The sequence below is a fragment of the Aliivibrio sifiae genome (genome assembly GCF_002954705.1).
GTDB lineage: Bacteria > Pseudomonadota > Gammaproteobacteria > Enterobacterales > Vibrionaceae > Aliivibrio > Aliivibrio sifiae_A.
In genome coordinates, this window is the sequence record NZ_MSCO01000001.1 from 430,590 (window position 1) to 456,575 (window position 25,986).

24 protein-coding genes and 1 tRNA gene are annotated in these 25,986 nt (G+C 38.4%); 18 read left to right on the forward strand and 7 right to left on the reverse strand.

Annotated elements, in window-relative coordinates:
• Positions 1-47 precede the first annotated feature (47 nt).
• The 9 genes from BTO22_RS01990 (at position 48) to luxS (ending at position 9,954) form a co-directional block, all read left to right on the forward strand.
• A tRNA-Arg gene (locus tag BTO22_RS01990) sits at positions 48-124 on the forward strand.
• Positions 125-443: 319 nt separating this feature from the next.
• Positions 444-695 (forward strand): oxaloacetate decarboxylase subunit gamma, encoded by a 252-nt coding sequence (locus BTO22_RS01995; RefSeq protein ID WP_105054067.1) that lies wholly within the window; start codon positions 444-446, stop codon positions 693-695.
• 37 nt (positions 696-732) lie between these two features.
• On the forward strand, positions 733-2,511 hold the full coding sequence (gene oadA / locus BTO22_RS02000; RefSeq protein ID WP_105054068.1) for a sodium-extruding oxaloacetate decarboxylase subunit alpha: 1,779 nt from the start codon (positions 733-735) through the stop codon (positions 2,509-2,511).
• Positions 2,512-2,522: 11 nt separating this feature from the next.
• Complete coding sequence (locus tag BTO22_RS02005; protein ID WP_105054069.1) at positions 2,523-3,653, forward strand: sodium ion-translocating decarboxylase subunit beta; 1,131 nt, start codon at positions 2,523-2,525, stop codon at positions 3,651-3,653.
• A gap of 96 nt (positions 3,654-3,749) precedes the next feature.
• Entirely contained in the window at positions 3,750-4,181 is a 432-nt protein-coding gene (locus tag BTO22_RS02010; RefSeq protein WP_105054070.1) for a YqaA family protein, read from the forward strand.
• Positions 4,182-4,189: 8 nt separating this feature from the next.
• A complete protein-coding gene (locus BTO22_RS02015; RefSeq protein ID WP_105054071.1) occupies positions 4,190-7,042 on the forward strand; it encodes a M16 family metallopeptidase in 2,853 nt (950 codons plus the stop codon).
• A gap of 132 nt (positions 7,043-7,174) precedes the next feature.
• Complete coding sequence (gshA, locus tag BTO22_RS02020) at positions 7,175-8,740, forward strand: glutamate--cysteine ligase (RefSeq protein WP_105054072.1); 1,566 nt, start codon at positions 7,175-7,177, stop codon at positions 8,738-8,740.
• 65 nt (positions 8,741-8,805) lie between these two features.
• Entirely contained in the window at positions 8,806-9,405 is a 600-nt protein-coding gene (locus BTO22_RS02025; RefSeq protein ID WP_105054073.1) for a transglycosylase SLT domain-containing protein, read from the forward strand.
• A gap of 30 nt (positions 9,406-9,435) precedes the next feature.
• Complete coding sequence (gene luxS / locus BTO22_RS02030) at positions 9,436-9,954, forward strand: S-ribosylhomocysteine lyase (RefSeq protein ID WP_105054074.1); 519 nt, start codon at positions 9,436-9,438, stop codon at positions 9,952-9,954.
• 64 nt (positions 9,955-10,018) lie between these two features.
• Here the strand turns inward: luxS and BTO22_RS02035 are convergent, their stop codons facing one another.
• Together BTO22_RS02035 and BTO22_RS02040 are read right to left on the reverse strand one after the other, a co-directional pair.
• A complete protein-coding gene (locus BTO22_RS02035) occupies positions 10,019-11,296 on the reverse strand; it encodes an HlyC/CorC family transporter (RefSeq protein ID WP_105054075.1) in 1,278 nt (425 codons plus the stop codon).
• Between the two features lie 101 nt (positions 11,297-11,397).
• Positions 11,398-12,192: a cytochrome C assembly family protein gene (locus BTO22_RS02040; protein WP_105054076.1), complete on the reverse strand. Its 795-nt coding sequence runs from the start codon at positions 12,190-12,192 to the stop codon at positions 11,398-11,400.
• A 151-nt stretch (positions 12,193-12,343) separates the two neighbouring features.
• On the opposite strand from BTO22_RS02040, the gene ffh reads away from it, so the two are divergent.
• From ffh to tyrA, 7 genes are all read left to right on the forward strand, one after another.
• A complete protein-coding gene (gene ffh, locus BTO22_RS02045; RefSeq protein ID WP_105054077.1) occupies positions 12,344-13,720 on the forward strand; it encodes a signal recognition particle protein in 1,377 nt (458 codons plus the stop codon).
• 259 nt (positions 13,721-13,979) lie between these two features.
• Complete coding sequence (gene rpsP, locus BTO22_RS02050; RefSeq protein WP_060992401.1) at positions 13,980-14,228, forward strand: 30S ribosomal protein S16; 249 nt, start codon at positions 13,980-13,982, stop codon at positions 14,226-14,228.
• A 26-nt stretch (positions 14,229-14,254) separates the two neighbouring features.
• Complete coding sequence (gene rimM / locus BTO22_RS02055; protein ID WP_105054078.1) at positions 14,255-14,782, forward strand: ribosome maturation factor RimM; 528 nt, start codon at positions 14,255-14,257, stop codon at positions 14,780-14,782.
• A gap of 22 nt (positions 14,783-14,804) precedes the next feature.
• Entirely contained in the window at positions 14,805-15,554 is a 750-nt protein-coding gene (gene trmD / locus BTO22_RS02060) for a tRNA (guanosine(37)-N1)-methyltransferase TrmD (protein ID WP_105054079.1), read from the forward strand.
• A gap of 40 nt (positions 15,555-15,594) precedes the next feature.
• Entirely contained in the window at positions 15,595-15,948 is a 354-nt protein-coding gene (rplS, locus tag BTO22_RS02065; RefSeq protein ID WP_105054080.1) for a 50S ribosomal protein L19, read from the forward strand.
• A 213-nt stretch (positions 15,949-16,161) separates the two neighbouring features.
• Positions 16,162-17,235, forward strand: a complete 1,074-nt coding sequence (locus tag BTO22_RS02070) for a 3-deoxy-7-phosphoheptulonate synthase (protein ID WP_105054081.1) — start codon at positions 16,162-16,164, stop codon at positions 17,233-17,235.
• Between the two features lie 6 nt (positions 17,236-17,241).
• The gene (gene tyrA / locus BTO22_RS02075; protein ID WP_105054082.1) at positions 17,242-18,375 is read left to right on the forward strand and encodes a bifunctional chorismate mutase/prephenate dehydrogenase; all 1,134 of its coding nucleotides are present in this window, start codon (positions 17,242-17,244) and stop codon (positions 18,373-18,375) included.
• Positions 18,376-18,432: 57 nt separating this feature from the next.
• Here tyrA and BTO22_RS02080 read toward each other — a convergent pair whose 3' ends face one another.
• From BTO22_RS02080 to ettA, 3 genes are all read right to left on the reverse strand, one after another.
• On the reverse strand, positions 18,433-19,446 hold the full coding sequence (locus tag BTO22_RS02080) for a M23 family metallopeptidase (RefSeq protein ID WP_105054083.1): 1,014 nt from the start codon (positions 19,444-19,446) through the stop codon (positions 18,433-18,435).
• A gap of 19 nt (positions 19,447-19,465) precedes the next feature.
• The gene (locus tag BTO22_RS02085) at positions 19,466-19,828 is read right to left on the reverse strand and encodes a PilZ domain-containing protein (RefSeq protein WP_105054084.1); all 363 of its coding nucleotides are present in this window, start codon (positions 19,826-19,828) and stop codon (positions 19,466-19,468) included.
• Positions 19,829-19,952: 124 nt separating this feature from the next.
• A complete protein-coding gene (gene ettA / locus BTO22_RS02090) occupies positions 19,953-21,620 on the reverse strand; it encodes an energy-dependent translational throttle protein EttA (RefSeq protein WP_105054085.1) in 1,668 nt (555 codons plus the stop codon).
• Between the two features lie 172 nt (positions 21,621-21,792).
• Here ettA and sltY point away from each other — a divergent pair, with 172 nt between their 5' ends.
• Positions 21,793-23,742: a murein transglycosylase gene (gene sltY, locus BTO22_RS02095; RefSeq protein ID WP_258132412.1), complete on the forward strand. Its 1,950-nt coding sequence runs from the start codon at positions 21,793-21,795 to the stop codon at positions 23,740-23,742.
• Between the two features lie 68 nt (positions 23,743-23,810).
• Positions 23,811-24,149: a trp operon repressor gene (gene trpR / locus BTO22_RS02100; protein WP_105054086.1), complete on the forward strand. Its 339-nt coding sequence runs from the start codon at positions 23,811-23,813 to the stop codon at positions 24,147-24,149.
• On the opposite strand, the gene yjjX is transcribed toward trpR, so the two are convergent.
• Positions 24,106-24,624, reverse strand: a complete 519-nt coding sequence (yjjX, locus tag BTO22_RS02105; RefSeq protein ID WP_105054087.1) for an inosine/xanthosine triphosphatase — start codon at positions 24,622-24,624, stop codon at positions 24,106-24,108. The two genes, trpR and yjjX, sit on opposite strands and share 44 nt — an antisense overlap.
• An 84-nt stretch (positions 24,625-24,708) precedes the next feature.
• A complete protein-coding gene (gene pheA, locus BTO22_RS02110) occupies positions 24,709-25,887 on the reverse strand; it encodes a prephenate dehydratase (RefSeq protein ID WP_105054088.1) in 1,179 nt (392 codons plus the stop codon).
• Between the last annotated feature and the right edge of the window lie 99 nt (positions 25,888-25,986).

A 25,986-nucleotide genomic window follows, 5' to 3' on the forward strand; every position in this document is an offset into this window, starting at 1 on the left:
TTTTATTGGTTACGATATTTAGTTACAAAGACAATTAGAATTACTGTGCGCTAGTAGCTCAGCTGGATAGAGTACCTGGCTACGAACCAGGCGGTCGGAGGTTCGAATCCTCCCTGGCGCACCATTCTTTAAAAGAACCCGATCTTTATGGTCGGGTTTTTTTATGCCTATAAGAAATTTCGTTAATTAATTGATACTATTATTAAATAGATCGAATTATAGGTTATTATTAGGTAATTTGATTGTAATCAGTTTATTCTTAAGTGATTAGTGGCAGTGTATGGACATATCTCACCATAAAACGCTTTTTTTAATAATTTGTGATCGTTTCGTATTTGACAAATTTATTGATGTCGAGATAATCACTCTTTCTTTTTAGAATAAAAGAACACAATTTGTTATTAAGTTTTACATTGTCACTCTCATCAAAAAAGGAATAAAAGATGACAGACATTGGAAGTCTATTAGGGGAAGCTGCAACGTTAATGCTTACAGGCATGGGCGTCGTATTCGCATTCCTTACCATCCTCGTTTACCTCGTTCGACTTATGTCTCGATTGCTGCCTGTGGAGCTCGCTCCTAAGCAGGCATTAGCGATCCAAAAGGTTCAAAATCCCGATCAAACAACAGTCCAACCTCAAATTATTGCTGCGATCTCTGCTGCGGTTAAATTACACCGTCAAAAGAATCGATAAACTGTTTTAGGAAAATTATTACAAGGAGTTTGTAAGTATGTCTAAACCACTTTCTATCACTGATGTGGTACTTCGTGATGCTCATCAATCATTGTTTGCTACTCGTATGCGTGTCGAAGATATGCTGCCAATCGCTGAACAGCTTGATAAAATCGGCTATTGGTCATTAGAAACTTGGGGTGGAGCAACTTTTGATGCTTGTATTCGTTACCTAGGTGAAGATCCATGGGAACGTCTACGTTTATTAAAAAAAGCGATGCCAAATACACCGATGCAAATGTTATTACGTGGCCAAAACCTATTAGGTTATCGTCACTATGCTGATGACGTGGTGGAAAAGTTTGTTGAGAGAGCGCACGCGAATGGGATGGACGTTTTCCGTATTTTTGATGCAATGAATGACGTTAGAAATTTTCAAACAGCAGTAAAGGCAACGATAGACGTTGGTGCTCACGCACAAGGAACTCTTTCTTACACAACAAGCCCTGTACATAATTCAGATACTTGGGTTGATTTAGCAAAACGCCTTGAAGATCTGGGTTGCCACTCTTTATGTATTAAAGATATGTCAGGTCTGCTTAAGCCTTATGAAGCAGAAGATCTGATTACTCGTATCAAAGCGTCGTGTGATGTACCTCTTGCGTTACATAGCCATGCTACAACGGGTTTATCTACAGCAACAGCATTAAAAGCGGTTGAAGCGGGTATCGATATTCTAGATACAGCTATCTCTTCAATGAGCCAAACATATGGTCATACACCAACAGAAACTGTTGTCGCAATGTTAGAAGGAACGGGTCGTGATACTAATCTTAACCTTGAGCAACTAGAGCCTATTGCAACTTATTTCCGTGAAGTTCGTAAGAAATATACGAAATTTGAGGGAAAAATGAAAGGTGTAGATTCTCGTATTCTTATCGCCCAAGTTCCTGGTGGCATGCTTACTAATATGGAAAGTCAACTTAAAGAGCAAGGCGCTGCAGACAAAATGGATGAGGTACTACTAGAGATCCCTAGAGTACGTAAAGATCTTGGTTATATTCCTCTAGTTACACCGACTTCTCAAATTGTAGGTACTCAAGCGGTTATTAATGTACTTACTGGTGAGCGCTATAAGAGCATCACAAAAGAAACCGCAGGTGTATTAAAAGGTGAATATGGTTCAGCTCCTGCAGAGGTCAACGCTGAGTTACAAGCCCGAGTATTAGATGGAGGAGAAGCAATTACTTGCCGTCCTGCGGATCTATTAAAATCAGAACTTCATACATTGACTGATGAACTGATTGCTAAAGCAAAAGAAGACAATATTGAATTGGCAGAACAACAAGTGGATGACGTTCTAACCTATGCACTATTCCCACAAGTTGGTTTGAAATTCCTGAATAACCGTAATAATCCAGAAGCATTTGAACCCGCGCCAGGAACCGAAACAGACGTTGATGTTAAAGCGGCGCCTACAAAAGGTGGCGTTGAAGCTTATAGCGTTAAGGTCGATGGTCAAGTTTATAATGTTGAGGTTGGCCCTCAAGGCATTATTTCTTCTGTTTCACCTATATCAGCACAATCAGTACCAGTTCAATCAGCACAATTGTCAGCGGTAGATGCAGAATCTGTAGATGCCCCACTTGCAGGTACAATCTTCAAAGTTTTAGTGCAACCAGGTGCTGAAGTGGCTGAAGGTGACGTACTACTTATTCTTGAAGCTATGAAAATGGAAACTGAAATCAGAGCTTCGCGCAATGGTACAGTGCAAGATATTTTAACTAAGGAAGGCGATGCGGTAGCAGTTGGTGCACCGTTGCTTTCTCTAGCGTAAGGTAGCTAAACATGGATGGTTTATTAACACTATGGAATGAAACCGCAATTGCGAATTTTAAATTTGAACAACTTATTATGATCTTCGTGGGTTGTGGGCTTTTGTTTTTAGCGATTAAAAAAGGATTCGAGCCATTACTATTGCTACCAATTGGGTTTGGTGCAGTATTGGCTAATATTCCAAACGCAGGATTCACTGATCCTGGTGGGTTATTGTATTACGTGTATTACGTAGGGATAGAAACGGGGATATTCCCATTACTAATCTTTATGGGTGTAGGTGCAATGACAGATTTTGGTGCGCTCATTGCGAATCCAAAAACCCTGTGGTTAGGTGCTGCGGCCCAAGTCGGTATTTTTGCAACGTTGTTTGGTGCAATCTTACTCAACTATGTTCCGGGAATGGAATTCACACTAGCTGATGCTTCATCAATCGCAATTATTGGTGGTGCAGATGGCCCAACGGCTATTTTCTTAGCGAGCCAATTATCTCCTGATTTATTAGGTGCGATAGCTGTTGCTGCTTATAGTTACATGGCGCTTGTTCCAATTATTCAGCCGCCAATAATGAAAGCATTAACCACACCTGAAGAACGTCAAATTAAAATGGCTCAATTACGCCATGTAGGTAAAGCAGAGAAGGTCATCTTCCCTCTTGCTGTACTACTAATGACGATTTTATTTTTACCATCAGCAACGCCATTAGTTGGCATGTTCTGCTTGGGTAATTTAATGAAAGAATCAGGTGTTGTTGATCGCTTATCGAATACCGCTCAAAATGAATTAATCAATGTTGTTACTATTTTCTTAGGTTTAGGTGTTGGCTCAAAACTAAAAGCTGAAACTTTTTTGAATGTAGAAACACTAGGTATTTTATTATTGGGTGCAGTTGCCTTCAGTGTTGGTACTGCCGGTGGCGTATTAATGGCTAAAGTATTGAACAAGTATTCAAAAGAAGACATTAACCCGCTTATCGGTGCAGCAGGCGTATCTGCAGTACCAATGGCTGCACGAGTTGTTAATAAAGTGGGGCTTGAAGCTAACCCTCAAAACTTTTTATTAATGCATGCAATGGGACCAAATGTGGCAGGGGTATTAGGTTCAGCTGTTGCTGCAGGTATCCTTTTAGCTCTTGTTGGGTAATTCCAAATAAAACTTAACAATAAAAGGGTGCAGGCGCGCCCTTTTTTATTTTATGCTGTAGTAATATAAATCGTAATCAATGGAATTAATTCAGTCATGTTTGATTGGTTCAATGCAGATTCAGCATTATGGGTATTATTTAGTTCTGGATTTTTAAGTGCAACTTTACTTCCTGGAGCCTCTGAAGCAAGCTTAATTGCAACATTAAATCTAAACAGCTTTTCAATGTGGACAGTAATCGCCGTTGCAACATTGGGAAATACGCTAGGCGGAATAACAAATTATTGGATTGGTTTGTTACTTCCTGATAAAACTTCTTCACAGAAACATGGTCATAAAGCCATTCAATGGATAAAAACGTACGGTTATTGGACATTATTGTTCAGTTGGCTACCTGTTATTGGTGATCCTCTTTGTCTCGCAGCCGGATGGTTACGAATGAGATTCTGGCCATGCGTAATTTTAATTGGTATAGGAAAGGTTGCACGATATCTTCTGTTATCGCTCGCAGTAAATGGGATTTTATAGGAACTAGAATGAAAAAATTATTAGGTCTCTCGATAGTACTGGCTCTAGCGGGTTGCAGTAACTCTGAATTTGAAGCGCCAAAAAGCGCTGACTTACCACAAGGCGTTACTTTAGTTAAGCGAGTATTGCCAAAAGAAGGCACAACGGTTATTCCATACCAAAAATACACATTAGAAAATGGATTGACGGTTATTTTAAGCCCAGATCATTCTGATCCACTTGTGCACGTTGATGTTACTTATCATGTTGGTTCTGCACGAGAAGAAATTGGTAAATCAGGCTTTGCGCATTTCTTTGAACATATGATGTTCCAAGGTTCTGAAAATGTAGGTGATCAACAACACTTTAAGATTATTACTGAAGCGGGTGGTACGTTAAATGGCACAACGAACCGTGATAGAACCAATTATTTTGAAACCGTGCCAGCAAATCAATTAGAGAAAATGCTCTGGTTAGAGTCAGATCGTATGGGGTTTTTAATTGACGCCGTTTCCCAGAAGAAATTTGAGATTCAACGCAGTACAGTTAAGAACGAACGTGGTCAAAATTATGATAATAGACCTTATGGGTTAATTTATGAACGTATGGGAGAGGCTTTATTTCCACAAGACCATCCTTATTCATGGCAAACAATTGGTTACGTTGAAGACTTAGATCGTGTAGATGTGAATGATCTTAAAGCATTCTTTTTACGTTGGTACGGCCCAAATAACGCGGTTATTACCATTGGTGGTGATTTAGATAGTAAGCAAACACTAGAGTGGGTAAATAAATACTTTGGGTCAATTCCTCGTGGGCCAGAAGTTGAAAATGCACCGAAGCAACCAGTCACTCTGACTGAGAATCGTTTTATTACTTTGGAAGATAGAATTCAGCAACCGATGGTTATGATTGGTTGGCCAACAACGTATCGCGGTGAAAAAACGGAAGCTAGCCTTGATATGTTAGCAACCTTACTTGGTGATGGTAAAACGAGTTTACTTTATCAAGACCTAGTGAAGACTGGTAAAGTTGTTGATGCAGGTGCTTTCCATGATTGTGCAGAGCTGTCTTGTACTATGTATGTTTATGCGATGACAGATTCTAGCGATAAGAATGATCTTGCTACCGCATATAAAGAAGTGATGGATGTATTAGATAAATTTGAAAAAGAAGGCGTATCACAAGAAGATCTTGCTGAAGTCCAAGGCAGTGCAGAAGCAGGAGCTATTTTTGGTCTGCAATCAGTCTCAGGAAAAGTATCTCAACTCGCATCTAATGAAACTTTTTATGGCAACCCTGATCAGCTAGAAAAACAATTGGCTGAACTTAAAGCGGTTACTCCAGAGAAAGTTTCTCAAGCTTTTGATATGTATATTGCTAATAAATATAAAGTAACGTTAAGTGTGGTTCCAAAAGGAAAAACACAACTGCAAGTTAAAGCACCTAACTTTATAACCCCAAAACGCGACTTACCTGAATACAAGAAAATTGATGACAGTAGTTTAGATGTACGTAAAGCAGTTGATGATTTTGATCGTTCAGTTATGCCGTTACCATCAAAGGGGGTTACGGCTAAAACGCCAGATATTTTCCGTGCGCAATTAGCTAACGGTATTGAAGTTTTAGGCTCTGAAGCAATTGAAACACCAACGGTTCAATTACAAATATCAATTCCTGCTGGTAATCGTTACGTTCCAAGAGGTCAGGAAGGTTTAGCGTCACTAACTGCTGCTATGATGGAAGAAGGGACCACGACCTCAAGTTCAGAAGCGCTTCAGAAACGTTTAGATAAACTAGGTAGCGGTATTTCGTTTAACTCTGGTAACTACACGACTGGAATTTCCGTATCTTCATTAACAAAAAATTTAGATGAAACATTATCTATTGTAAATGAAATGCTGTTTTCTCCTGCATTTAAGCAAGCTGACTTTGAACGTTTGCAAAAACAAGCTGTAGAAGGTTTGGTTTATAGCCATCAAAAACCATCATGGTTAGCCTCTCAAGCTACGAGAGAAGTTTTGTTTAAAGGAACAATATTTGATCGCTCACCTGATGGAACGATTGCTTCGGTAAAAAACCTTACTCTAGATGATGTAAAACGTTTTTATAAAGAAAACTACACACCAGTAGGAACGCAAGTCGTGTCAGTTGGAGATATCAATAAATCAGATTTGATATCAAAACTCTCTTTTCTTTCTCTGTGGAAAGGTGAAGCACCACAATTGTTAGCACCACAAAAATTACCAACGTTAACTCAACAAAAAGTATATTTAATTGATAAACCTAATGCACCTCAAAGTGTGATTCGTTTTGTTCGACAAGGTATGCCTTTTGATGCAACGGGGGAACTATTTGAAACGCAACTTGCAAATTTTAATTTAGGTGGAAATTTCAATAGCCGAATTAATCAAAACCTTCGCGAAGATAAAGGGTATACCTATGGCGCGGGTGGTTATCTAACGGGAAATAAAGAAGTTGGTATGTCCATTTTTTATGCTCAAGTACGCGCAGATGTGACGCTTGAATCAATCAAAGAATTTACCGCAGAGATGCGGAAATTTGCTAACGATGGTATGACTATGGATGAACTTAACTTTATGCGTTTGGCAGTAGGTCAACAAGATGCGTTGAAGTATGAAACACCAAGTCAGAAAGCAAATTTATTAGGTAAAATACTAACGTACTCGTTAGACGCTGATTTTATTGATGAACAAAATGAATTAATTGCGACTTTGGGTCGTGATGAATTTAATGATTTAGCAACGAAGTGGTTTGATCCTACAAAATATCAAATTATTGTCGTCGGAGATAAAAAAGCATTAACTCCAAAATTGAAAACACTAGGATTACCGGTTGAGTTGATAGCTCCTAAGGAGTAATTATTGTTAGAAAAACGGCAATATCAAGCGTATATTGCCGTTTTTTCGTATCCAATCGTTATTAAAATTTGCTAATATCCCAAGATATAAATCAACATTATGTTGAACTTACCTCAATAGCGAGAATGTATTTTGACCGAATTTATCAACCGATTACAGAAAGTCGCTTCCAATCCTCAGGCATTTAAAAAAGCAGGCCGAGGAATTGAAAGAGAGACCCTAAGATTTACTCTTGGCGGATCGCTTTCTTCAAGGCCGCATCCAGTAGGCGTAGGTTCAGCATTAACTCATAAATACATAACAACAGACTTTGCAGAATCTTTATTAGAGTTTATTACACCAGTATCGAATGATGTCGATACTGTGATTAATCAGCTTGAAGATGTGCATCATTACACCGTATCTCATATGGGCGAAGAGAAGCTTTGGCCATTATCAATGCCGTGCTTTGTTACTAAAGACGACGATATCACATTGGCTCAATATGGTGAGTCGAATGTAGGTCAATTAAAAACAACATATCGTGAAGGCCTTAAGCGTCGCTATGGCAGCGTTATGCAGGTCATTTCGGGAGTGCATTTTAATTTTTCTTTCTCAACACAATTTTGGGATGAATTATTTGGTGAGCAAACAGAGGAAGATAGACAATCCTCTGTGTCTGATGCGTACTTTAGCCTTATTCGTAACTATTACCGCTTTGGTTGGTTAATTCCTTATTTCTTTGGTGCATCGCCTGCATTATGTAGTTCATTTATTCAAGGACGTGAAACGTCAATGGAGTTTGAATCTTTAGGTAATACATTGTATTTACCATATGCAACTTCGCTGCGCTTAAGTGATCTTGGATATACTAATGACGCTCAAAGTGATTTAAAAATTAGCCTAAACAGTGTAGATGAATATGTTGAAGGCTTAAATAAAGCGATTCGCACCCCATCTGCTGAGTTTGCTAAAATCGGACTAAAAGATGGCGAAAAGCATATTCAATTGAATGCCAATGTACTTCAAATTGAAAATGAATTATATGCACCAATTAGACCTAAACGCGTAGCAAAATCGGGCGAGCGCCCATCAGAAGCATTAGAGCGTTCAGGTGTTGAATACATTGAAGTTCGTTCATTAGATGTGAATCCATTCAGTTCAGTTGGTGTTGATAAGGACCAAGTGCGTTTCCTTGACCTATTTCTAACTTGGGCAGTATTAACAGATTCAGCGCCAATGAATGACAGTGAAATGGCTTGTTGGAAAGATAATTGGAATAAGATTATTGAGAAAGGCCGTAAACCTGGGCTAGAGCTTCAAATTGGTTGCCAAGGTGAAAGGCTTACTCAAAAAGCATGGGCAGAACGCGTCTTTGATGATTTGCTTCTTATTGCTAAAGAGATGGATTCGGTAAATGGCGATGATGAATACCAACAAACTCATCAGCGTTTAACTGCAATGATTGAAGATCCTGAATTAACTATTTCAGGTCGCCTACTTGCAGAAACTAAAAAAGGTGGTGGTATTGGTAAGATAGGCTGTGATCTTGCGGTTCAGCATCGAGAAACGCACCTTAGTCATCAATATAGCTTTTATACAAAAGAAGAGTTAGATGCTGAAGTTAAGCGTTCTATTCTAGCTCAGAAAGAGATTGAATCGAACGATAAGCAGTCCTTTTCTGAATATTTAGAAGATTATTTCAGTTATTTGAAGTAACGGTACCTGAAATTATAAAGCACTGTTATTCTATGAGTAGCAGTGCTTTTTTATTGAGTAAATATATGAACTATAAATTTTCTATCGCAATATTAGCATTATTAATACTATCGGGTTGCGCGACTACATCACCAACAAAGCAAGATAATTTATGCGAGATCTTTCGAGAGAAAAGTGGTTGGTATGATGATGCCAAAGACATGACAGAAGAGTATGGTACTCCAATCAATGTTGCTATGGCTATAATGAAGCAAGAAAGTAGCTTTCGCTCAGATGTGCGTCCACCAAGAACGAAATTATTAGGATTTATTCCATGGAGCCGTCCAAGCTCTGCCTATGGATATGCTCAAGCACAAGATCCTGTGTGGGGGGAATATGAAGATGCGACGGGTGGCGGCTCACGCAGTAGTTTTGATGATGCTATAATGTTTATCGGTTGGTATACTGACGGCTCTCAAAAACAATTAGGTATTTCTAAGTGGGACCCTTATAACCAATATCTTGCTTATCATGAGGGACGGGGAGGTTATAAACGTAAGAGCTATCAAAGTAAGCCGCAATTGATTAAGATAGCACGTAGAGTTGAGTCTCAAGCTAAAACTTATGGCTGGCAATTAAAACAATGTAAAGCTGAGCTTGAAAGACAAAGTAGTTGGTGGTGGTAAGTCACCATTCATAAATTAAAGGATTAAATAATGCCATTATTAGATAGTTTCACCGTTGACCATACTCGTATGGAGGCTCCTGCTGTTCGTGTTGCAAAAACAATGCAAACACCAAAAGGCGATACGATTACGGTATTTGATTTACGATTTACAGCCCCAAACAAAGATATCTTGTCTGAAAAAGGTATTCATACGTTAGAGCATTTATACGCTGGCTTTATGCGTAATCACCTTAATGGTACTGAAGTAGAAATTATTGATATTTCGCCAATGGGATGTCGTACTGGTTTCTACATGAGTTTGATTGGAACCCCAGTAGAACAAACAGTGGCAAATGCTTGGATTGCTTCAATGGAAGATGTATTAAAAGTGGAAGCTCAAAATAAAATTCCTGAATTAAATGAGTATCAGTGTGGTACGTATGCAATGCATTCATTAGAAGAAGCCAAGGCGATTGCTACTGCTATTTTAGCTTCGGGGATTCGAGTTAATAAAAATGATGAACTTGCACTGCCTGAATCAATGCTAAAAGAGCTATCAGTTAATTAGTTTACTTACTTATGATCTAAAAAAGCCCGTATTAGCGAATTAATACGGGCTTTTTTATAAAGGTTTATTTTGTCTTTTCTTCAGGTGTTGGAAATACTTTAACTAAATTGATCTTATTTTCTTCAACCGCAATAATTTTCATATTGTGATTATCAATTTCAAGATTTATATCAGTCTCTGGTATTTCTTCTAAATGTTCTAATATTAGCCCATTTAATGTTCTTGGGCCATCTGTGGGTAAACCCCATTTCAAGCCTTTATTTATATCTCGGATATTAGCGCTGCCTTCAATCATGAAACTGCCATCAGGTTGAGGTGTAATTTCTTCAGCTAAACTTGGTGCCATCGACGTTGTAAATTCACCAACAATTTCTTCCAAGATATCTTCTAATGTAATTAATCCTTGGATATCACCATATTCATTTACGACAAGTCCAATACGCTCTTTATTGCGTTGGAATTTGAGTAATTGGCTGTTTAGTGGTGTTGCTTCTGGAATGAAATAAATCTCATCAGCTGCTCGTAATAGGGTTTCTTTCGTCATCTCATTCTTTTCAAGCATCAATCGGTAAGATTCACGTAAGCGCAGCATCCCAACGACCTCATCAATTTGATCTCGATACAGTACAATGCGTCCATGAGGAGAGTGTGCTAATTGACGGGAAATAGACTTCCAATCGTCGTTAATATCGATGCCTGTAATTTCACTACGAGGGACCATGATGTCATTCACTGTGACATGTTCTAGGTCTAGAATTGAAATTAACATATCTTGATGTCGGCGAGGAATTAAGCCACCTGCCTCATGTACTACTGTTCGAAGCTCTTCTGAACTCAGATTATCTTTATCATCATTGCGGTTTCCAAGTCCTAAGATTTTTAAGAAACCATTTGTAATAAAGTTAACTAATATGACTAATGGAGAAAGGAGTTTCATTAATATATTTAAGACAATACTACTACTGTAAGACACTCGCTCAGGATACATAGCCGCAAGTGTTTTTGGGGTTACTTCAGCAAAAACAAGAATAACAAGCGTTAGTATGCCTGTAGCGATAGCAACACCATAATCACCATATAGGCGCATACCAAGGATAGTCGCGATTGCTGAGGCTAGGATGTTTACGAGGTTATTGCCAATAAGAATGAGTCCGATAAGACGGTCAGGACGACTTAATAATTTTTCAACACGTTTCGCACCTTTATGACCCTGATTGGATAGGTGCTTTAGGCGGTAGCGGTTTAACGACATCATGCCCGTTTCTGAGCTTGAGAAGTAACCAGAGATAACAATAAGTACAGCAAGTAGAGTAAATAGGGCGCCGGTTGATATGTCGTCCAAGTGTCTAAGTCCTCAATCTAAAAATAGTTGTAAAGCGTATTTATCAATACTAATAGTAAAAATGTCAATTTTGATCGTGAAAAATGAGTAGGTTATCGGTGTTAAGTCAAAATGATTTCTTGAACAAAACGACTACCAAAGTAAGCAAGCGTGAGTAGAAATGCTCCAGCAAGACTAAACCACAATGCTTTTTGTCCACGCCAACCTTGACGATAGTGTCCCCAAGTTAATACCGCATAGATTATCCAAGCCAAGAAGGAAAGAACCGCTTTATGCGTTTTACCTTGAGCGACCATATCTTGAATGAATGTGAGGCCGGTCAATAATGTAAGAGTTAATAGGCCTAAACCTACAAGGATGATCTTGAAAAGTTGACGTTCTACCATCATTAAAGGGGGAAGGTTTGGATTAAGAGTTAATGACTTCTTACTTTTTAGTTTATGATCAAGCCAAGCAAGTTGTAGAGCATAAAGTGTTGCTATCATTAACGTTGAATACGCAAATAATGCTAGCGATATATGAATTAATAGGCTTGGATGGGTTTCTAAATGGGTAATAAAAGCACCAGGTAAGAAGGTTGCAGCCAGTAGGTTTATTGCAGAGAAACTATAAACAACGGGCAGGATAAACCATACTCTAAATTTGAGCATAGATAGGCTCATCACTAGAGAGATAATGAAGCTAATAAGAGAGGCTACATTTAAAATACTTAAATTTTGTCCAAAGCTATTTAAAATGAGCTCTTTTAATTGCCAGGCGTGTAAAATCAGCGCAAGAGATGCACAAATAAAGACAATATTTGCTTGGATTTTATTTTGGCTAGCCAAGCCTGGAATAACAAAACCTAACGCAAGAAAGTAAAAAAGAGCAGCACTAATTGCTGTAATCGTATCCATAATTCACTGATCATTTAGTTTATCAACATTTTGATTATACCCTTTAGAGGCGAATCTCGGTAGGTGTGATTCAGTTAGGATAAAAAATTTTCATTATAACGTCTCAGATTTAGGTATAATCGAGATATGGTCGCAAAGTAGGCGCAAGAATATGTTTGATAATTTAACGGATAGACTATCCAAAACCCTGAAAAATATCAGTGGTAAAGGTCGATTAACAGAAGATAACATTAAAGAAACACTGCGTGAAGTGCGTATGGCTCTACTAGAGGCGGATGTTGCTTTACCTGTTGTTCGTGATTTTGTTAAACGAGTAAAAGAAAATGCGGTTGGCGTTGAGGTTTCAAAAAGCCTAACGCCAGGGCAAGAATTTATAAAAATCGTTCAGTCTGAGTTAGAAGCAATAATGGGAGACTCTAATGAGGCTCTTAATTTAGCGTGTCAACCTCCAGCGGTTATTTTAATGGCAGGTTTGCAAGGTGCTGGTAAAACAACCAGTACAGGTAAATTAGCTAAGCTATTAAAAGAAAGAGATAAAAAGAAAGTTCTTGTTGTGTCTGCCGATGTATATCGTCCAGCGGCAATCAAGCAACTAGAAACATTGGCTGCAGAAGTTGATGTGAACTTCTTCCCATCAAGTGCAGATCAAAAGCCGATTGATATTGTTGATGGTGCAATTAGCCACGCAAAATTAAAGTTTTTTGACGTAGTCATTGTCGATACAGCAGGCCGCTTGGCTGTTGATACCGAAATGATGGATGAAATCAAACAACTTCACGCGCATGTAAACCCAATTGAAACCTTGTTTGTTGTTGATGCAATGACAGGTCAGGATGCGGCGAATACTGCAAAGGCATTTGGTGATACGTTACCGCTAACGGGGGTTATCCTAACGAAAGTTGATGGTGATGCTCGTGGTGGTGCTGCACTATCTGTTCGTCATATTACCGGTAAGCCAGTTAAATTTTTGGGTGTTGGTGAGAAAACTGATGCATTAGAACCTTTCCACCCAGAACGTATTGCCTCTCGTATTTTAGGTATGGGTGATGTTCTTTCTTTAATCGAAGATCTTGAAAAGAATGTAGATAAAGAAAAGGCTGAAAAATTAGCGAAGAAATTCAAAGAGAAAAAAGGTTTTGATCTTGAAGATTTTCGTGAGCAACTTGGCCAAATGAAGAACATGGGCGGCATGATGGGCATGATGGATAAACTTCCAGGCATGTCTCAACTACCTGATAATGTAAAAGATAAAGTTGATGATAAAATGTTCCATCAAATGGAAGCTATTATTAACTCAATGACATTAAAAGAACGTGAGCGCCCAGAATTAATTAAGGGTTCTCGTAAAAAGCGTATTGCAGCAGGTTCTGGTACCCAAGTACAAGATGTAAACCGTATGCTGAAACAGTTCACTCAAATGCAAAAGATGATGAAAAAAATGCAGAAAGGTGGAATGAAAGGCATGATGCGTAATATGCAAGGAATGATGGGTGGTGGAATGGGCGGTATGGGTGGCTTTGGTCGCTAACTGTTAACTCTTATTCTCTCGACGTAAAAATCAGATAACAAGGTGCGACAAGTTAATTTATTGATAAATTTAACCTAGCGCACCTTTTTTACCCAATTTTTTCATTAATTACAGAAATAATTGGTGAAAAAGTAGCTAAAGCCCTTGCATTGAAAGCTCATAAGAGTAAAATTCCGGGGCTTTATTTTGGCACGAGGGCTCAAGAAAAATATTTTTTTTGGGCCAATTTAATTTTTATACAAAGCAAATAGAGGACGATATGGTTACCATTCGTTTGGCACGTCACGGCGCTAAGAAGCGTCCATTTTATCAAATCGTAGTAGCGGACAGCCGTTTCAAAGCAACTGGTCGTTACATTGAGAAAGTAGGTTTCTTTAACCCTACAGCACAAGGTCAAGAAGAAGGTCTACGTTTAGATCTTGATCGCGTTAACCATTGGGTTGGTTTAGGCGCTGGTCTTTCTGATCGTGTAGCTAAGCTAGTTAAAGACGCTAACAAAGCGGCTTAATTTTAGTTGGTTAAGGTAAAGATTTTATGAGTAAGCAAGACGAGATTATTGTTGTAGGTAAGTTCGGAGCTTCCTATGGTATTCGTGGCTGGTTGAAAGTAGTCTCCTTTACTGATCAACCTGAAAGTATTTTCGACTACAAACCTTGGCTTATAAAAGTTAAAGGTGAGTGGGTCGAGTTTTCAGTCGAAAGCTGGAAACGTCATAAAGGTTTGGTATGCAAACTGGAAGGGTTAGAAGTTCGAGAAGATGCTCAAACTTATACTAACCTAGAAATTGCAGTTAAAGCCGATGTATTACCTGAACTGTCAGAAGATGAATTCTACTGGCGTGAATTGTTTGGTATGGAAGTCCTTACAACAAAAGGCTATACGCTTGGTGTTGTTGACGATATTTTAGAAACCGGATCAAACGATGTTCTTGTAATCAAAGCAAACCTGAAAGATGCTTTTGGTAAGAAGGAACGATTAGTTCCTTTTATTGATGAGCAAGTGATTAAGTTAATTGATCGCACAGCTCAACGGATCGAAGTTGACTGGGATCCTGGGTTCTAAACCCTAGGTAAAGCGAGGGCACATGTGGGTTGGGGTTATAAGCCTATTTCCTGAAATGTTCCGTTCGGTTACCGATTTTGGGGTAACTAGCCAAGCAATTAAAAAAGGTCTTTTATCTATAGAGACATGGAATCCTCGAGATTTCACTCAAGATAAACATCGCACTGTTGATGACCGACCTTATGGTGGTGGTCCTGGTATGTTAATGATGGTTCAGCCTTTGCGCGACGCCATTACTGCAGCCAGACAAGCATCACCCGGCAAAACGAAAGTGATTTACCTTTCACCCCAAGGCCGTACGCTGAATCAAGCAGGTGTTGAGGAGTTAGCAACTAATGAGAATTTAATTCTTATTTGTGGCCGATACGAAGGAGTAGATGAGCGCATAATACAATCAGAAGTTGACGAAGAATGGTCAATTGGCGATTTTGTGCTTACCGGTGGGGAACTCCCTGCTATGACGTTGATTGATTCTGTATCTCGGTTTGTTCCGGGTGTATTAGGGGATTTCACGTCCGCTGAAGAAGATTCTTTTGCAGACGGTTTGTTAGATTGTCCGCACTATACAAGGCCTGAGGTTTTGGATGGTAAGGAAGTACCTAGTGTACTTAAATCTGGAAATCATAAAGATATCGCTCGTTGGCGAATGAAACAATCGTTAGGCCGTACTTGGCTAAGAAGACCAGAGCTCCTGGGAAATCTAGCTCTGACTGACGAACAGGAATTATTACTGGCTGAGTTTGTTCGTGAAGAACATCAGCAAAGTAAGTAATTAAGAAATTTAGTATCAGTTTATTCTAGGATATACAAAAATGAGCAACATCATTAAAGCTCTTGAAGATGAGCAACTAAAACAAGACCTACCTAAATTCGCTCCAGGTGACACTGTAGTAGTTCAGGTTAAAGTTAAAGAAGGTGACCGTGAGCGTCTACAGGCATTCGAAGGCGTTGTAATCGCTATTCGTAACCGTGGTCTTCACTCTGCGTTCACTGTACGTAAAATTTCTAACGGTGAAGGTGTTGAGCGTACGTTCCAAACTCACTCTCCAATCGTTAACAGCATCGAAGTTAAACGTCGCGGTGCAGTACGTCGTGCCAAGTTGTACTACCTACGTGAGCGTTCTGGTAAATCAGCTCGTATCAAAGAGAAGCTGGCTAAAAAGTAACGCACACGAGAACGTTCTCAAATGTGCTATGAAAGGTGTGCTGTTATCAGCGCACTTTTTTTATGTCTAAATCAAGATGTAATTAATTATTTACAGTTAAGTTAATTTGTATTTATTTAATTACAATGGTTGATTTTCATCCTATAGCTGTTAAATTATTTCTATTCGTCTTAAAAGACACTTGATGGAAATAAAAGTTTACAGGTATAGAGTATGAAAAAAAGCGAACTAAGTAATATCAATATCAGCGATGAACAAGTACTGATCACACCACAAGAGTTAAAAAATAAAATTCCATTAAGTGATAATGCTCGCCAATTTATCCAGCAATCTCGCCAAACTATTTCAAATATTATCCATAAGAAAGATCACCGCTTATTGATCGTTTGTGGGCCATGTTCAATTCATGATATCGATGCAGCGAAAGAGTACGCTAAGCGTTTAAAAGCGATCGCTGAAGATCTTAAAGATCAGCTTTATATTGTTATGCGTGTTTACTTTGAAAAGCCAAGAACCACCGTGGGTTGGAAGGGATTAATTAATGACCCACATCTTGATGGTTCTTTTGATATAGAACATGGTTTACATGCAGCAAGACAACTACTTGTTGATTTAACTGAAATGGAAATTCCATTAGCGACTGAAGCGTTAGATCCTATTAGTCCACAATACATCGGGGATACATTTAGCTGGGCGGCTATTGGTGCTCGTACAACGGAATCGCAAACACACCGTGAAATGGCGAGCGGTTTGTCTGTTCCTGTTGGTTTCAAAAATGGCACGGATGGTAGTTTATCAACATCAATTAATGCTATGCAGGCAGCGGCTTCTAGCCATCGTTTTATGGGGATTAATAGTGAAGGTCAAGTTGCATTATTAACAACCCAAGGTAACCCTAATGGGCATGTGATTCTTCGCGGTGGTAAACAAACGAATTATGACTCGGTATCGGTGACAGAGTGTGAAGAAGAGTTAGCTAAATCAAATCTTGATGCAGCACTAATGATTGACTGCAGCCATGCGAATTCACGTAAAGATTATCGTCGTCAGCCATTGGTTGCTGAAGATGCGATCCATCAAATTCGAGAAGGGAATAAATCAATCATAGGATTGATGATTGAAAGTCATTTAAATGAAGGAAATCAACCTTCTGACATTCCATTATCAGAGATGAAATATGGGGTTTCTATCACAGACGCATGTATCAATTGGGATTCAACTGAGGCACTATTACGTCATACTCATAAAGAATTAATTCCAGTATTGGAAGATCGTTTAAAAGGATAGAACGAGATGGCGGTAGAACTGAGTCATTTACGCGACCAAATTGATACAGTAGATAAAAAAATGTTGGATCTTTTATCTCAACGTTTGCATTTAGTTGAACAAGTTGGTGAAGTCAAAAGTGCACATGGATTACCTATTTATGATCCAAGCAGGGAAGCCGCGATGCTTGCTTCAAGACGACAAGAAGCTGAAAAGAAAGGAGTTCCGCCGTCCTTAATCGAAGATATCTTACGTCGCACAATGCGCGAATCTTATAGTAGTGAAAATGACTCAGGCTTCAAATGTTTAAAACCTGAATTACGGCCAATTGTAGTGGTTGGCGGTAATGGGCAGCTTGGTGGTTTATTTGCCAAAATGTTTCGATTATCTGGCTATGAAGTACGGATCCTTGGCAGTAAAGATTGGAATAATGCAGAGACAATTTTAAATGACGCAGGCATGGTGGTTGTTACTGTTCCTATTAATTTAACCGTTGATGTAATTAATAAACTCTCAGGATTACCTGAAGATTGTATTCTATGTGATTTAACGTCCATAAAGAAAAAGCCACTACAAGCAATGATGGATATTCATAAAGGTCCAGTAGTTGGTTTACACCCAATGTTTGGTCCTGATATCCCTAGTTTAGCGAAACAAGTGATTGTTATGTGCGATGGACGTAACAAAGAAAGTTATGCTTGGCTTAAAAATCAGTTTGAAATTTGGGGTGCAATCGTTCGTGATATATCTGCAACAGAGCATGATCATGGAATGACACTAATCCAAGCTCTGCGTCACTTTACTTCATTTGCATATGGTCAACATCTTGCTAAAGAAAATCCTGATATTGAACAACTACTTAATTTAAGTTCTCCAATTTATCGTTTGGAGTTATTGATGGTAGGGCGATTGTTTGCACAAGACCCGAATCTATATGCTGACATTATTCTTTCATCAGAAGAAAATATTGAAATGATAAAGCGTTTTCATCAACGATTTGGTGATGCAATTGTGTTATTAGAAAATCATAATCGTGAAGGCTTTATTGATAATTTTAAAGAAGTTGAACATTGGTTTGGAGATTATGCAGAGCAATTTCTAATCGAAAGTAAAGGCTTACTTAGACAAGCGAATGATTCGATTCATAGAGAACGAAGTTAATTAACAATAAAACAGGTGAGCACTTGCTCACCTGTTTTGTTTGATGCTATTAATCTTTTATTGAGTTAACTGTTTTACTGTTTGTAACTCTGTTTTTACGGTGTTAATTGCTTCAACTTGCTTAATTGTGGGTTTTTGAGTAAGTTTTAGTTGTAATTTCACAACGTTGTTAATAATTTCAACCAGCGGTGTCCACTTAACGCTGCGCTCTTTTTCAAACAGACTTTCAAATTTTTCAGGTGTCCAATCAATAAATGATTGTGGATTGAGAACTCGCCCAAGGAAGCGTACTTCATAATGTAGGTGAGGGCCGGTTGAGTTACCTGAATTGCCACAAGTTGCAATCAATTCACCTTTCTTAACAAACTGACCCGAACGAACTTTAAATTTTTCTAAATGAGCATACATGGTCATGAAGCCAAAAGAATGCTGAACTTTTAATAAATTACCGTAGCCTTTTTTGCTTGCTCGAGCCAGTTCAACGACACCATCGGCAGGGGCATAAATTTCCGTGCCGCGCTTGCAAGTTAGATCTAACCCTAAATGACGTTGTCTTTTACCTGATATTGGATTTGTTCTTTTTCCAAAACTAGAAGAGTTACGAATAAAATCAAGTGGTGTGTCATTGGGGATTAAACGGAACATCGTGGCACGAACCGCAGAGTCAATGGCTGCGACATCTAAACGTTGTTCTAATGTTTTTTCGGCTAATAAATTTTCGTCTTCTGACTGTTCTTGAAGACCAAGAACAGATTCTACATCCTCAACTCTTTGACTAATCACTAAAAACTCATTTTCTTTAGCTTCAAGTTGTTGATTTAATTCGTGATTGTTATTGTTATTTTCAATAATTAACTGATTAAGTTCATTGTTCTGTACTTGAAGTTGAGCGATAGCCAATTCAGAAGTTAGCTGTTTTTGGTAAAAATAGTGAAGACCAAAACCACTCAGAGAGAATGAACCTACCCCAAGTAGCAAAGATAAAATAACAAGATTTTTCCGTTTTTGGGAAATAGCGAAAAAACGCGTTCCTTTGTTGTGTGAAACGGAAATTCGAATTTTATCTGGCATAGGAATAAACTTATTTACTTTAGGTTAAGGTGGTTAACTCAGAGAGTTGGCGTAATAATAAATCACTATTTCCAACATTGAGTTCTACTAGACGTTTAAGGTGGCTAATACTATCAATATCTATGTGGCTTATACAGAGTCTTAGCGTATTATCTGTTTTATTTATTAGTTTGCATTCAGCAATGATATGAATATCGCTCTCATTAAGAGTAAATCTCACCGTCATTTTTTCATTTGGTTCAAGTTCACAATCATCGTCTAATGCGACGAGTAAGCCGTGAAGAGATAAATCAATTAAAGATCCATTTAATGATGTCCCATTATGTAAAATAATGGCATTGGCTTGATAGACCACGCGTGAAAACTTACGTCGTTCGATCATAATACTATCCTTATATTATACGCTTAACTTCTAAGTATGATGTCTGGTTTGTTCTAAGTCTAATAAAAAGGCCGCAATACTGCGGCCCTTATGATAAACATCAAATAATATGTGAAATGTTGAATTATTTCGTCATACGTTTGTATTTGATTCTATGAGGTTCTGCTGCTTGAGCGCCTAATGTTTTCTTCAGCCAATCGCTATATTCTGTGTAGTTACCTTCAAAGAAGTTTACTTGGCCTTCATCACGATAATCAAGAATGTGTGTAGCAATACGGTCTAAGAACCAACGGTCATGCGAGATGACCATTGCACAGCCTGGAAATTCAAGAAGTGCTTCTTCTAATGCTCGTAATGTTTCAACATCAAGGTCATTGGTTGGTTCATCAAGTAGTAATACGTTACCACCCGTTTTTAGCAGTTTCGCTAAATGAACACGGTTACGCTCACCACCAGAAAGATCACCAATTATTTTCTGTTGGTCATTACCTCGGAAGTTGAAACGAGAACAGTAAGCGCGAGCTGGGATCTCAAAATTGTTGATTTTGATAATGTCTGCGCCTTCAGAGATCTCTTGGAAAACAGTTTTAGTGTCATCCATAGAATCACGGAACTGATCAACAGAAGCCAGTTTAACTGTCTCACCTAAATCAATAGTGCCTGAATCAGGTGTTTCTGTACCGCTTAACATTTTGAATAATGTTGATTTACCTGCACCATTGGCACCGATAATACCGACTATAGCGCCTTTAGGCATGCTAAATGATAAGTCATCGATAAGAACACGATCACCAAATGATTTAGTTAGGTTATTTACTTCAAGAACCTTATCACCTAAACGCTCACCAGGCGGAATGAACAGTTCATTTGTTTCATTACGTTTTTGATGATCTGTATTTTGAAGTTCTTCAAAACGAGCCATACGCGCTTTTGATTTTGCTTGGCGACCTTTAGGGTTTTGACGAACCCATTCAAGTTCTTTTTCAATCGTTTTTTGACGAGCGTTTTCTTTTGCTGATTCTTGTTTTAGACGGTCATCTTTTTGTTCTAACCAAGACGTATAGTTACCTTCCCATGGAATACCTTCACCACGGTCAAGCTCTAAGATCCAACCTGCCGCATTATCTAGGAAATAACGGTCATGGGTAATTGCCACAACAGTACCAGAGTAATCAACAAGGAAGTGCTCAAGCCAAGCAACTGACTCAGCATCAAGGTGGTTGGTTGGTTCATCAAGAAGCAGCATGTCCGGTTTTTCAAGTAATAGACGACAAATTGCAACACGACGGCGTTCACCACCAGATAAAAATTCGATTTTCGCATCCCATTCAGGAAGGCGTAAGGCATCAGCTGCACGTTCTAGAGCATTATCTAGGTTATGTCCATCTTTTGCTTGGATAAGCGCTTCAAGTTCACCTTGTTCTTTGGCAAGAGCATCGAAATCGGCACCTTCTTCGGCGTAAGCCGCATAAACAGCATCAAGACGAGCAAGTGCACCTGCAACATCCGAAACGGCTTCTTCTACAATCTCACGAACTGTTTTTGATTCATCTAAAACAGGCTCTTGTGGTAGGTAGCCAACTTTTAATCCAGCTTGTGGACGAGCTTCACCATCAATATCGGTATCTAAACCTGCCATAATGCGAAGAAGGGTTGATTTACCTGAACCATTTAGGCCAAGAACACCGATTTTTGCACCAGGGAAGAAGCTAAGAGAAATGTCTTTCAGGATTTGTCTTTTTGGAGGAACAATTTTGCTCACTCGTGACATTGTATATACGTATTCAGCCATAATCACTTATTAGAGTAGGTTAACGGAAATATTATTTTACTATTTATGATACACAGTTTAACACTCATTCTGGTAGTTACTAGGGTAATATAAGTAAACTAAAAGAAGAAATTAGAGAGTTGTTTAACTCTGTCCCATACTCAACGTGTCGATGAAAAGGTTGGAAAGCTAGGTGTTTAAAGAATCAATGAAATATACACAGCAGAAGTTAGGGATGATGGCAGTGTTGTGCATTGGAATGAGTGTGCATACCGTTGAGGCATTATCGATAGATGAATCACGAGTTCAATACCAAGAAGCAAAGGAGTTGCTTACTGAAAAGAAGCTTGATGAGTACATAAAAGTAAGAGAGAGCCTAAAGGATTATCCTCTTGCTCCTTATTTAGATTATCGTGAATTACGAATGGATTTGAGTTCTAAAACACCAGACGATATTCGACTATTTAGGCATACCCATAAAACCTTAGCGATTGGCAATTCTTTAGATTATCAGTATTTAGTGGTACTTGGTTTAAATGAGCGCTGGAAAGAATTTTTGGATTACTTTCCTAATGAACCAAGCAGTACAAACTTAAAATGTTATTACTATCAAGCAAAAAATGAACTTGGAGAGAAAAAAGCAGCATGGAAAGGCGCTGAAAAATTATGGTTAACAGGTGGATCTGTTACCTATGAATGTGATGATTTATTTAAAGCGTGGTCCGATGCTGACAAGCTAACGGATGAGTTAATTATTGACCGAATGTTATTGGTTTATAAGGCTCGTAATAACAGCTTATTCTCCTATTTAGAAAAGATGTTAGAGTCAGATAAAGCGAAAGAACAAGCTAAAGATATAATTGCTTTGTTCAATGATCCTGATTTACTTGTTTCATATTCAGTTAAGAATAAATCATCTGAATTTACCAAACAATTAACCTTTATTTCTATGGAAAGGGAAGCAAGGAAAGATCCACGTAAAGCGATTGAGATGCTCCCAGCTATCGCAAAGAAACAAAAGTTTTCTCAAGAAGAGCTAGTGAAAGTTACACATCGCATTGTGAGTAGCATTATGTCGACCAGCTCTGATGATCTTGCACAATGGCGAGATACCCAACTTGAAAAGTATCCAGAAGATTCTTATATAGAGCGCCGTATGCGTGTCGCAATTCGTGCTGCGGATTGGAATGATATGAGTAAATGGATGGAATTCTTAACTCCAGAAAGTAAAGCGTCATTACGTTGGCAGTTCTGGCAAGCTCGTATTGAGAGTGAAAATGGTGAGCATGCTAAAGCGAATGAAAGACTACATAAACTGCTTGGTCAGCGTAATTTTTACAGTGTTGCAGCTGCAAATATTTTAGGGGAGCCAGTTCAATACCCAATGAATACCGCGCCAACGAATATTAAGCCTGTAAAAGAAAAATATAACATTGAGTTAGCTCGAATTAAGGAGCTGATTGCTATTGATGAAATACCAACAGCAAAAAGTGAATGGGAATATTTACTTAATAGGGCATCAAAAACTGAAGTGAAAGAGCTTGCAAGTTATGCGGCTCAACATCGTTGGCATCACTTTACAGTGCTCGCGACAATTAAGGGGAGAATGTGGGGATATTTGAGTTTACGTTTTCCTATTGCACATCAGTGGTGGTTTGGACATTACAGTAAAGAGCTAGGTTTAGATAAAGTGACGTTAATGTCGTTATCTCGCCAAGAGAGTGCTTTATATGCAGAGGCTCAATCACCGGTTGGAGCTCGTGGTTTAATGCAAATTATGCCAGGGACTGCTAAATATACGGCGAAAAAGATCGATTATGATAAGTATGAAGGCGTTAGTAGTTTAAATGATGTTGATGTAAATATTCATATAGGGTCGAATTATCTAAAAGGTTTAATGGATGATTATGATGGGAATCGAATATTTGCATTAGCGGGTTATAATGCGGGTCCTCACCGTGTAAAACGATGGAGAGCGGTCTCTGATGAGAAACTAGATGCTTACGCATTTATAGAGGCTATCCCTTTTAAGGAAACGCGTGGTTACGTACAAAACATTTTAATGTTTGAAACTTACTATCGTAGTTTACTTGGTGAAAAAGGGTCTTTCTTATCAGAGAAAGAACTGAATTTAGAGTATTAATTATTTTAGATTGATTATAAAGTAGGGGGCCTAAGAGCTCCCTTTTTTATTATTGTAATGAGGATTTTATGTCAGGTTCAGCAAAATATTCAGATTGGTCACAAGTGATGACATTGATAGCGAATGCTGCAGAACAAGGTAAGCATCAATCTTTGTTGACCATGTTGATGACCCCTGATGAGCGTGATGCCCTAATTGCACGAGTCAATATTTGTCATGAATTATTGCAAGGTGAGTTAAGTCAGCGACAGATCAGCCAATTATTAGGTGTAGGTATTGCGACAATAACTCGAGGTTCAAATGAATTAAAAAGCCATACTTATGATGAAAAAGAATGGCTAATGGAATTACTTCAACAAAGTGCTAAAAACGTTCAGGGTGAAGAAAAGGGATCAGAGCAAGAGTAAGTGCTTGTTGATAAACAGAGCTTCTTGTTAATAGGTTATTGGTTAATAAGCCAATAGCCCCACCTTTTTGCTTTATATTTTCAGTATTAAATTGTGCATCCATTACATGACCTAATTCTTTCCCTTCTTTTACAGCAGCGATGACCATTGGAGGAAGAGGTAAGCTAGATGATCGTGATTCTCCAACCATTCTTCCATTATCAATAACCATCCAGGCAAACGTTGCGGTATTTTCTATTCCAGCTTCAAGGCCAACGTAGTAACTGGCTTTTGGGCGTAATAGTTTGGCATTATTAACTCTATTTACTGCTCCTCGTTTGGTTTCAATGCAGCTCATTGGTTGGTCAGCAACTTCACTCTTAACTGAGACCCCTTCAAAAACAAAATCCATAGTAGGGAATGCTTGAGTGAATGCTGCTTCTACTGCATGTATTTTAGCTGGGTTGAGTGAAGCTATAATAACGTTATGTATCATGTTTAAATGTAATCCTTTATATAAATCAACGAACATATATTTTTGTATTCGTTGATTTATAGGTCATAAAAAGTAATAAATTAATTATTTCATTTGAGGAATATCAGTAGGAGTTACATTTTCTATTGGATAGCATCCAAGAACTTTTAAATACTGTGTAATAGAGGTTAATTCCTCAATAGCTGCACTCATTGCTTCTGATTTCAAGTGTGCTTGTAAATCAATATAGAACATTTCTTCCCAAGGGTTACCCATAATAGGGCGAGACTCTAATTTCGTCATATTAATACCATATTTTCGTAAGACTAATAGTGACTCTACTAGTGAACCTGCATCTTGAGAGGTTGATACGATCAGTGTGGTTTTCGCTGGTATTTGTTCTGATACATCAACGGGTTTTCTTGCTACAACAATGAATCGAGTCTGATTATCTGTTTGATTTGATATGTTACCAATCAAGGATTGAAGACCATACAGTTTACCACTGTCAGAGTTACCGATAGCTGCGACTTCTGGTGAGTTTAGTTCTTTTACGGTGATCATTGCATCTGCTGTGCTTGCACAAGAGATAAGCTCTACATTATCCAAACGGTTTAAAAACTCACTGCATTGCTCATGTGGTTGCGGATGAGAGTACAAGGTCTTAATTGCTTCTAGAGAGGTTTCTGTAGTGGTTAATAAGCAATGATCAATCTGCTGGGTTAACTCCCCAACAATATATAAGCTTGTATATTGAAGTAAATCGTAAACCTGGTTGATAGAGCCCGAGCTGGTATTTTCAATCGGTAACACACCGTAATCAGCATGACCTGATTCTACGGTTTTAATGACTTCTCTAAAGTTTTCACAGCCAAGTTCTGCCAGCTCAATATTTTTCTTACTGAAATAGCGACGACTTGCTAAGTTTGAATAAGAGCCTTTTGAACCAAGATAAGCAACTCTTGCAACAGGCTTTCTGCTTAATTCTGGATTGGCTAGATTTTGAAAATATTCTTGCTGTAATAAAACAGAATCTTCAATGATGGTGTGGAATAGTTGAGTGATGTAATAAGCATCAAGGTCGAATGCTTTGCCATTTTCAATTAACTTTACAAGTAATTGTTGCTCACGTTTTGGATCTCGAACAGGTTTGGCGGTTTGGACTTTGCTTTTAGCAACTTCAAGACTGAGTTTACGACGTTCAGAAAAAAGGGTTAATAGTTCATTATCAAGTTCATTAAGGCGTAAACGGATCTCATCCAGAGAATAGCGGGTATCAGTCATGAATATGCAAACCTAGTAAATTAAGAGTTAATTCACAATAAGGAATCGATAAGTTTGCGTCAAGAAAAAACAGCGCTCAAATGAGCGCTGTTTCAGAAA

What these genes read in the sequence shown, in the direction of transcription:
- rplS (WP_105054080.1), top strand. Translation starts at nt 15,595, where the DNA reads ATGAGCAACATCATTAAAGCTCTTGAAGATGAGCAACTAAAACAAGAC.
- yjjX (WP_105054087.1), bottom strand. Translation starts at nt 24,624, where the DNA reads ATGATACATAACGTTATTATAGCTTCACTCAACCCAGCTAAAATACAT.
- rimM (WP_105054078.1), top strand. Translation starts at nt 14,255, where the DNA reads ATGAGTAAGCAAGACGAGATTATTGTTGTAGGTAAGTTCGGAGCTTCC.
- trmD (WP_105054079.1), top strand. Translation starts at nt 14,805, where the DNA reads ATGTGGGTTGGGGTTATAAGCCTATTTCCTGAAATGTTCCGTTCGGTT.
- BTO22_RS01995 (WP_105054067.1), top strand. Translation starts at nt 444, where the DNA reads ATGACAGACATTGGAAGTCTATTAGGGGAAGCTGCAACGTTAATGCTT.
- luxS (WP_105054074.1), top strand. Translation starts at nt 9,436, where the DNA reads ATGCCATTATTAGATAGTTTCACCGTTGACCATACTCGTATGGAGGCT.
- BTO22_RS02085 (WP_105054084.1), bottom strand. Translation starts at nt 19,828, where the DNA reads ATGATCGAACGACGTAAGTTTTCACGCGTGGTCTATCAAGCCAATGCC.
- oadA (WP_105054068.1), top strand. Translation starts at nt 733, where the DNA reads ATGTCTAAACCACTTTCTATCACTGATGTGGTACTTCGTGATGCTCAT.
- rpsP (WP_060992401.1), top strand. Translation starts at nt 13,980, where the DNA reads ATGGTTACCATTCGTTTGGCACGTCACGGCGCTAAGAAGCGTCCATTT.
- BTO22_RS02040 (WP_105054076.1), bottom strand. Translation starts at nt 12,192, where the DNA reads ATGGATACGATTACAGCAATTAGTGCTGCTCTTTTTTACTTTCTTGCG.
- trpR (WP_105054086.1), top strand. Translation starts at nt 23,811, where the DNA reads ATGTCAGGTTCAGCAAAATATTCAGATTGGTCACAAGTGATGACATTG.
- BTO22_RS02010 (WP_105054070.1), top strand. Translation starts at nt 3,750, where the DNA reads ATGTTTGATTGGTTCAATGCAGATTCAGCATTATGGGTATTATTTAGT.
- BTO22_RS02025 (WP_105054073.1), top strand. Translation starts at nt 8,806, where the DNA reads ATGAACTATAAATTTTCTATCGCAATATTAGCATTATTAATACTATCG.
- BTO22_RS02005 (WP_105054069.1), top strand. Translation starts at nt 2,523, where the DNA reads ATGGATGGTTTATTAACACTATGGAATGAAACCGCAATTGCGAATTTT.
- ettA (WP_105054085.1), bottom strand. Translation starts at nt 21,620, where the DNA reads ATGGCTGAATACGTATATACAATGTCACGAGTGAGCAAAATTGTTCCT.
- BTO22_RS02015 (WP_105054071.1), top strand. Translation starts at nt 4,190, where the DNA reads ATGAAAAAATTATTAGGTCTCTCGATAGTACTGGCTCTAGCGGGTTGC.
- pheA (WP_105054088.1), bottom strand. Translation starts at nt 25,887, where the DNA reads ATGACTGATACCCGCTATTCTCTGGATGAGATCCGTTTACGCCTTAAT.
- ffh (WP_105054077.1), top strand. Translation starts at nt 12,344, where the DNA reads ATGTTTGATAATTTAACGGATAGACTATCCAAAACCCTGAAAAATATC.
- tyrA (WP_105054082.1), top strand. Translation starts at nt 17,242, where the DNA reads ATGGCGGTAGAACTGAGTCATTTACGCGACCAAATTGATACAGTAGAT.
- BTO22_RS02080 (WP_105054083.1), bottom strand. Translation starts at nt 19,446, where the DNA reads ATGCCAGATAAAATTCGAATTTCCGTTTCACACAACAAAGGAACGCGT.
- BTO22_RS02070 (WP_105054081.1), top strand. Translation starts at nt 16,162, where the DNA reads ATGAAAAAAAGCGAACTAAGTAATATCAATATCAGCGATGAACAAGTA.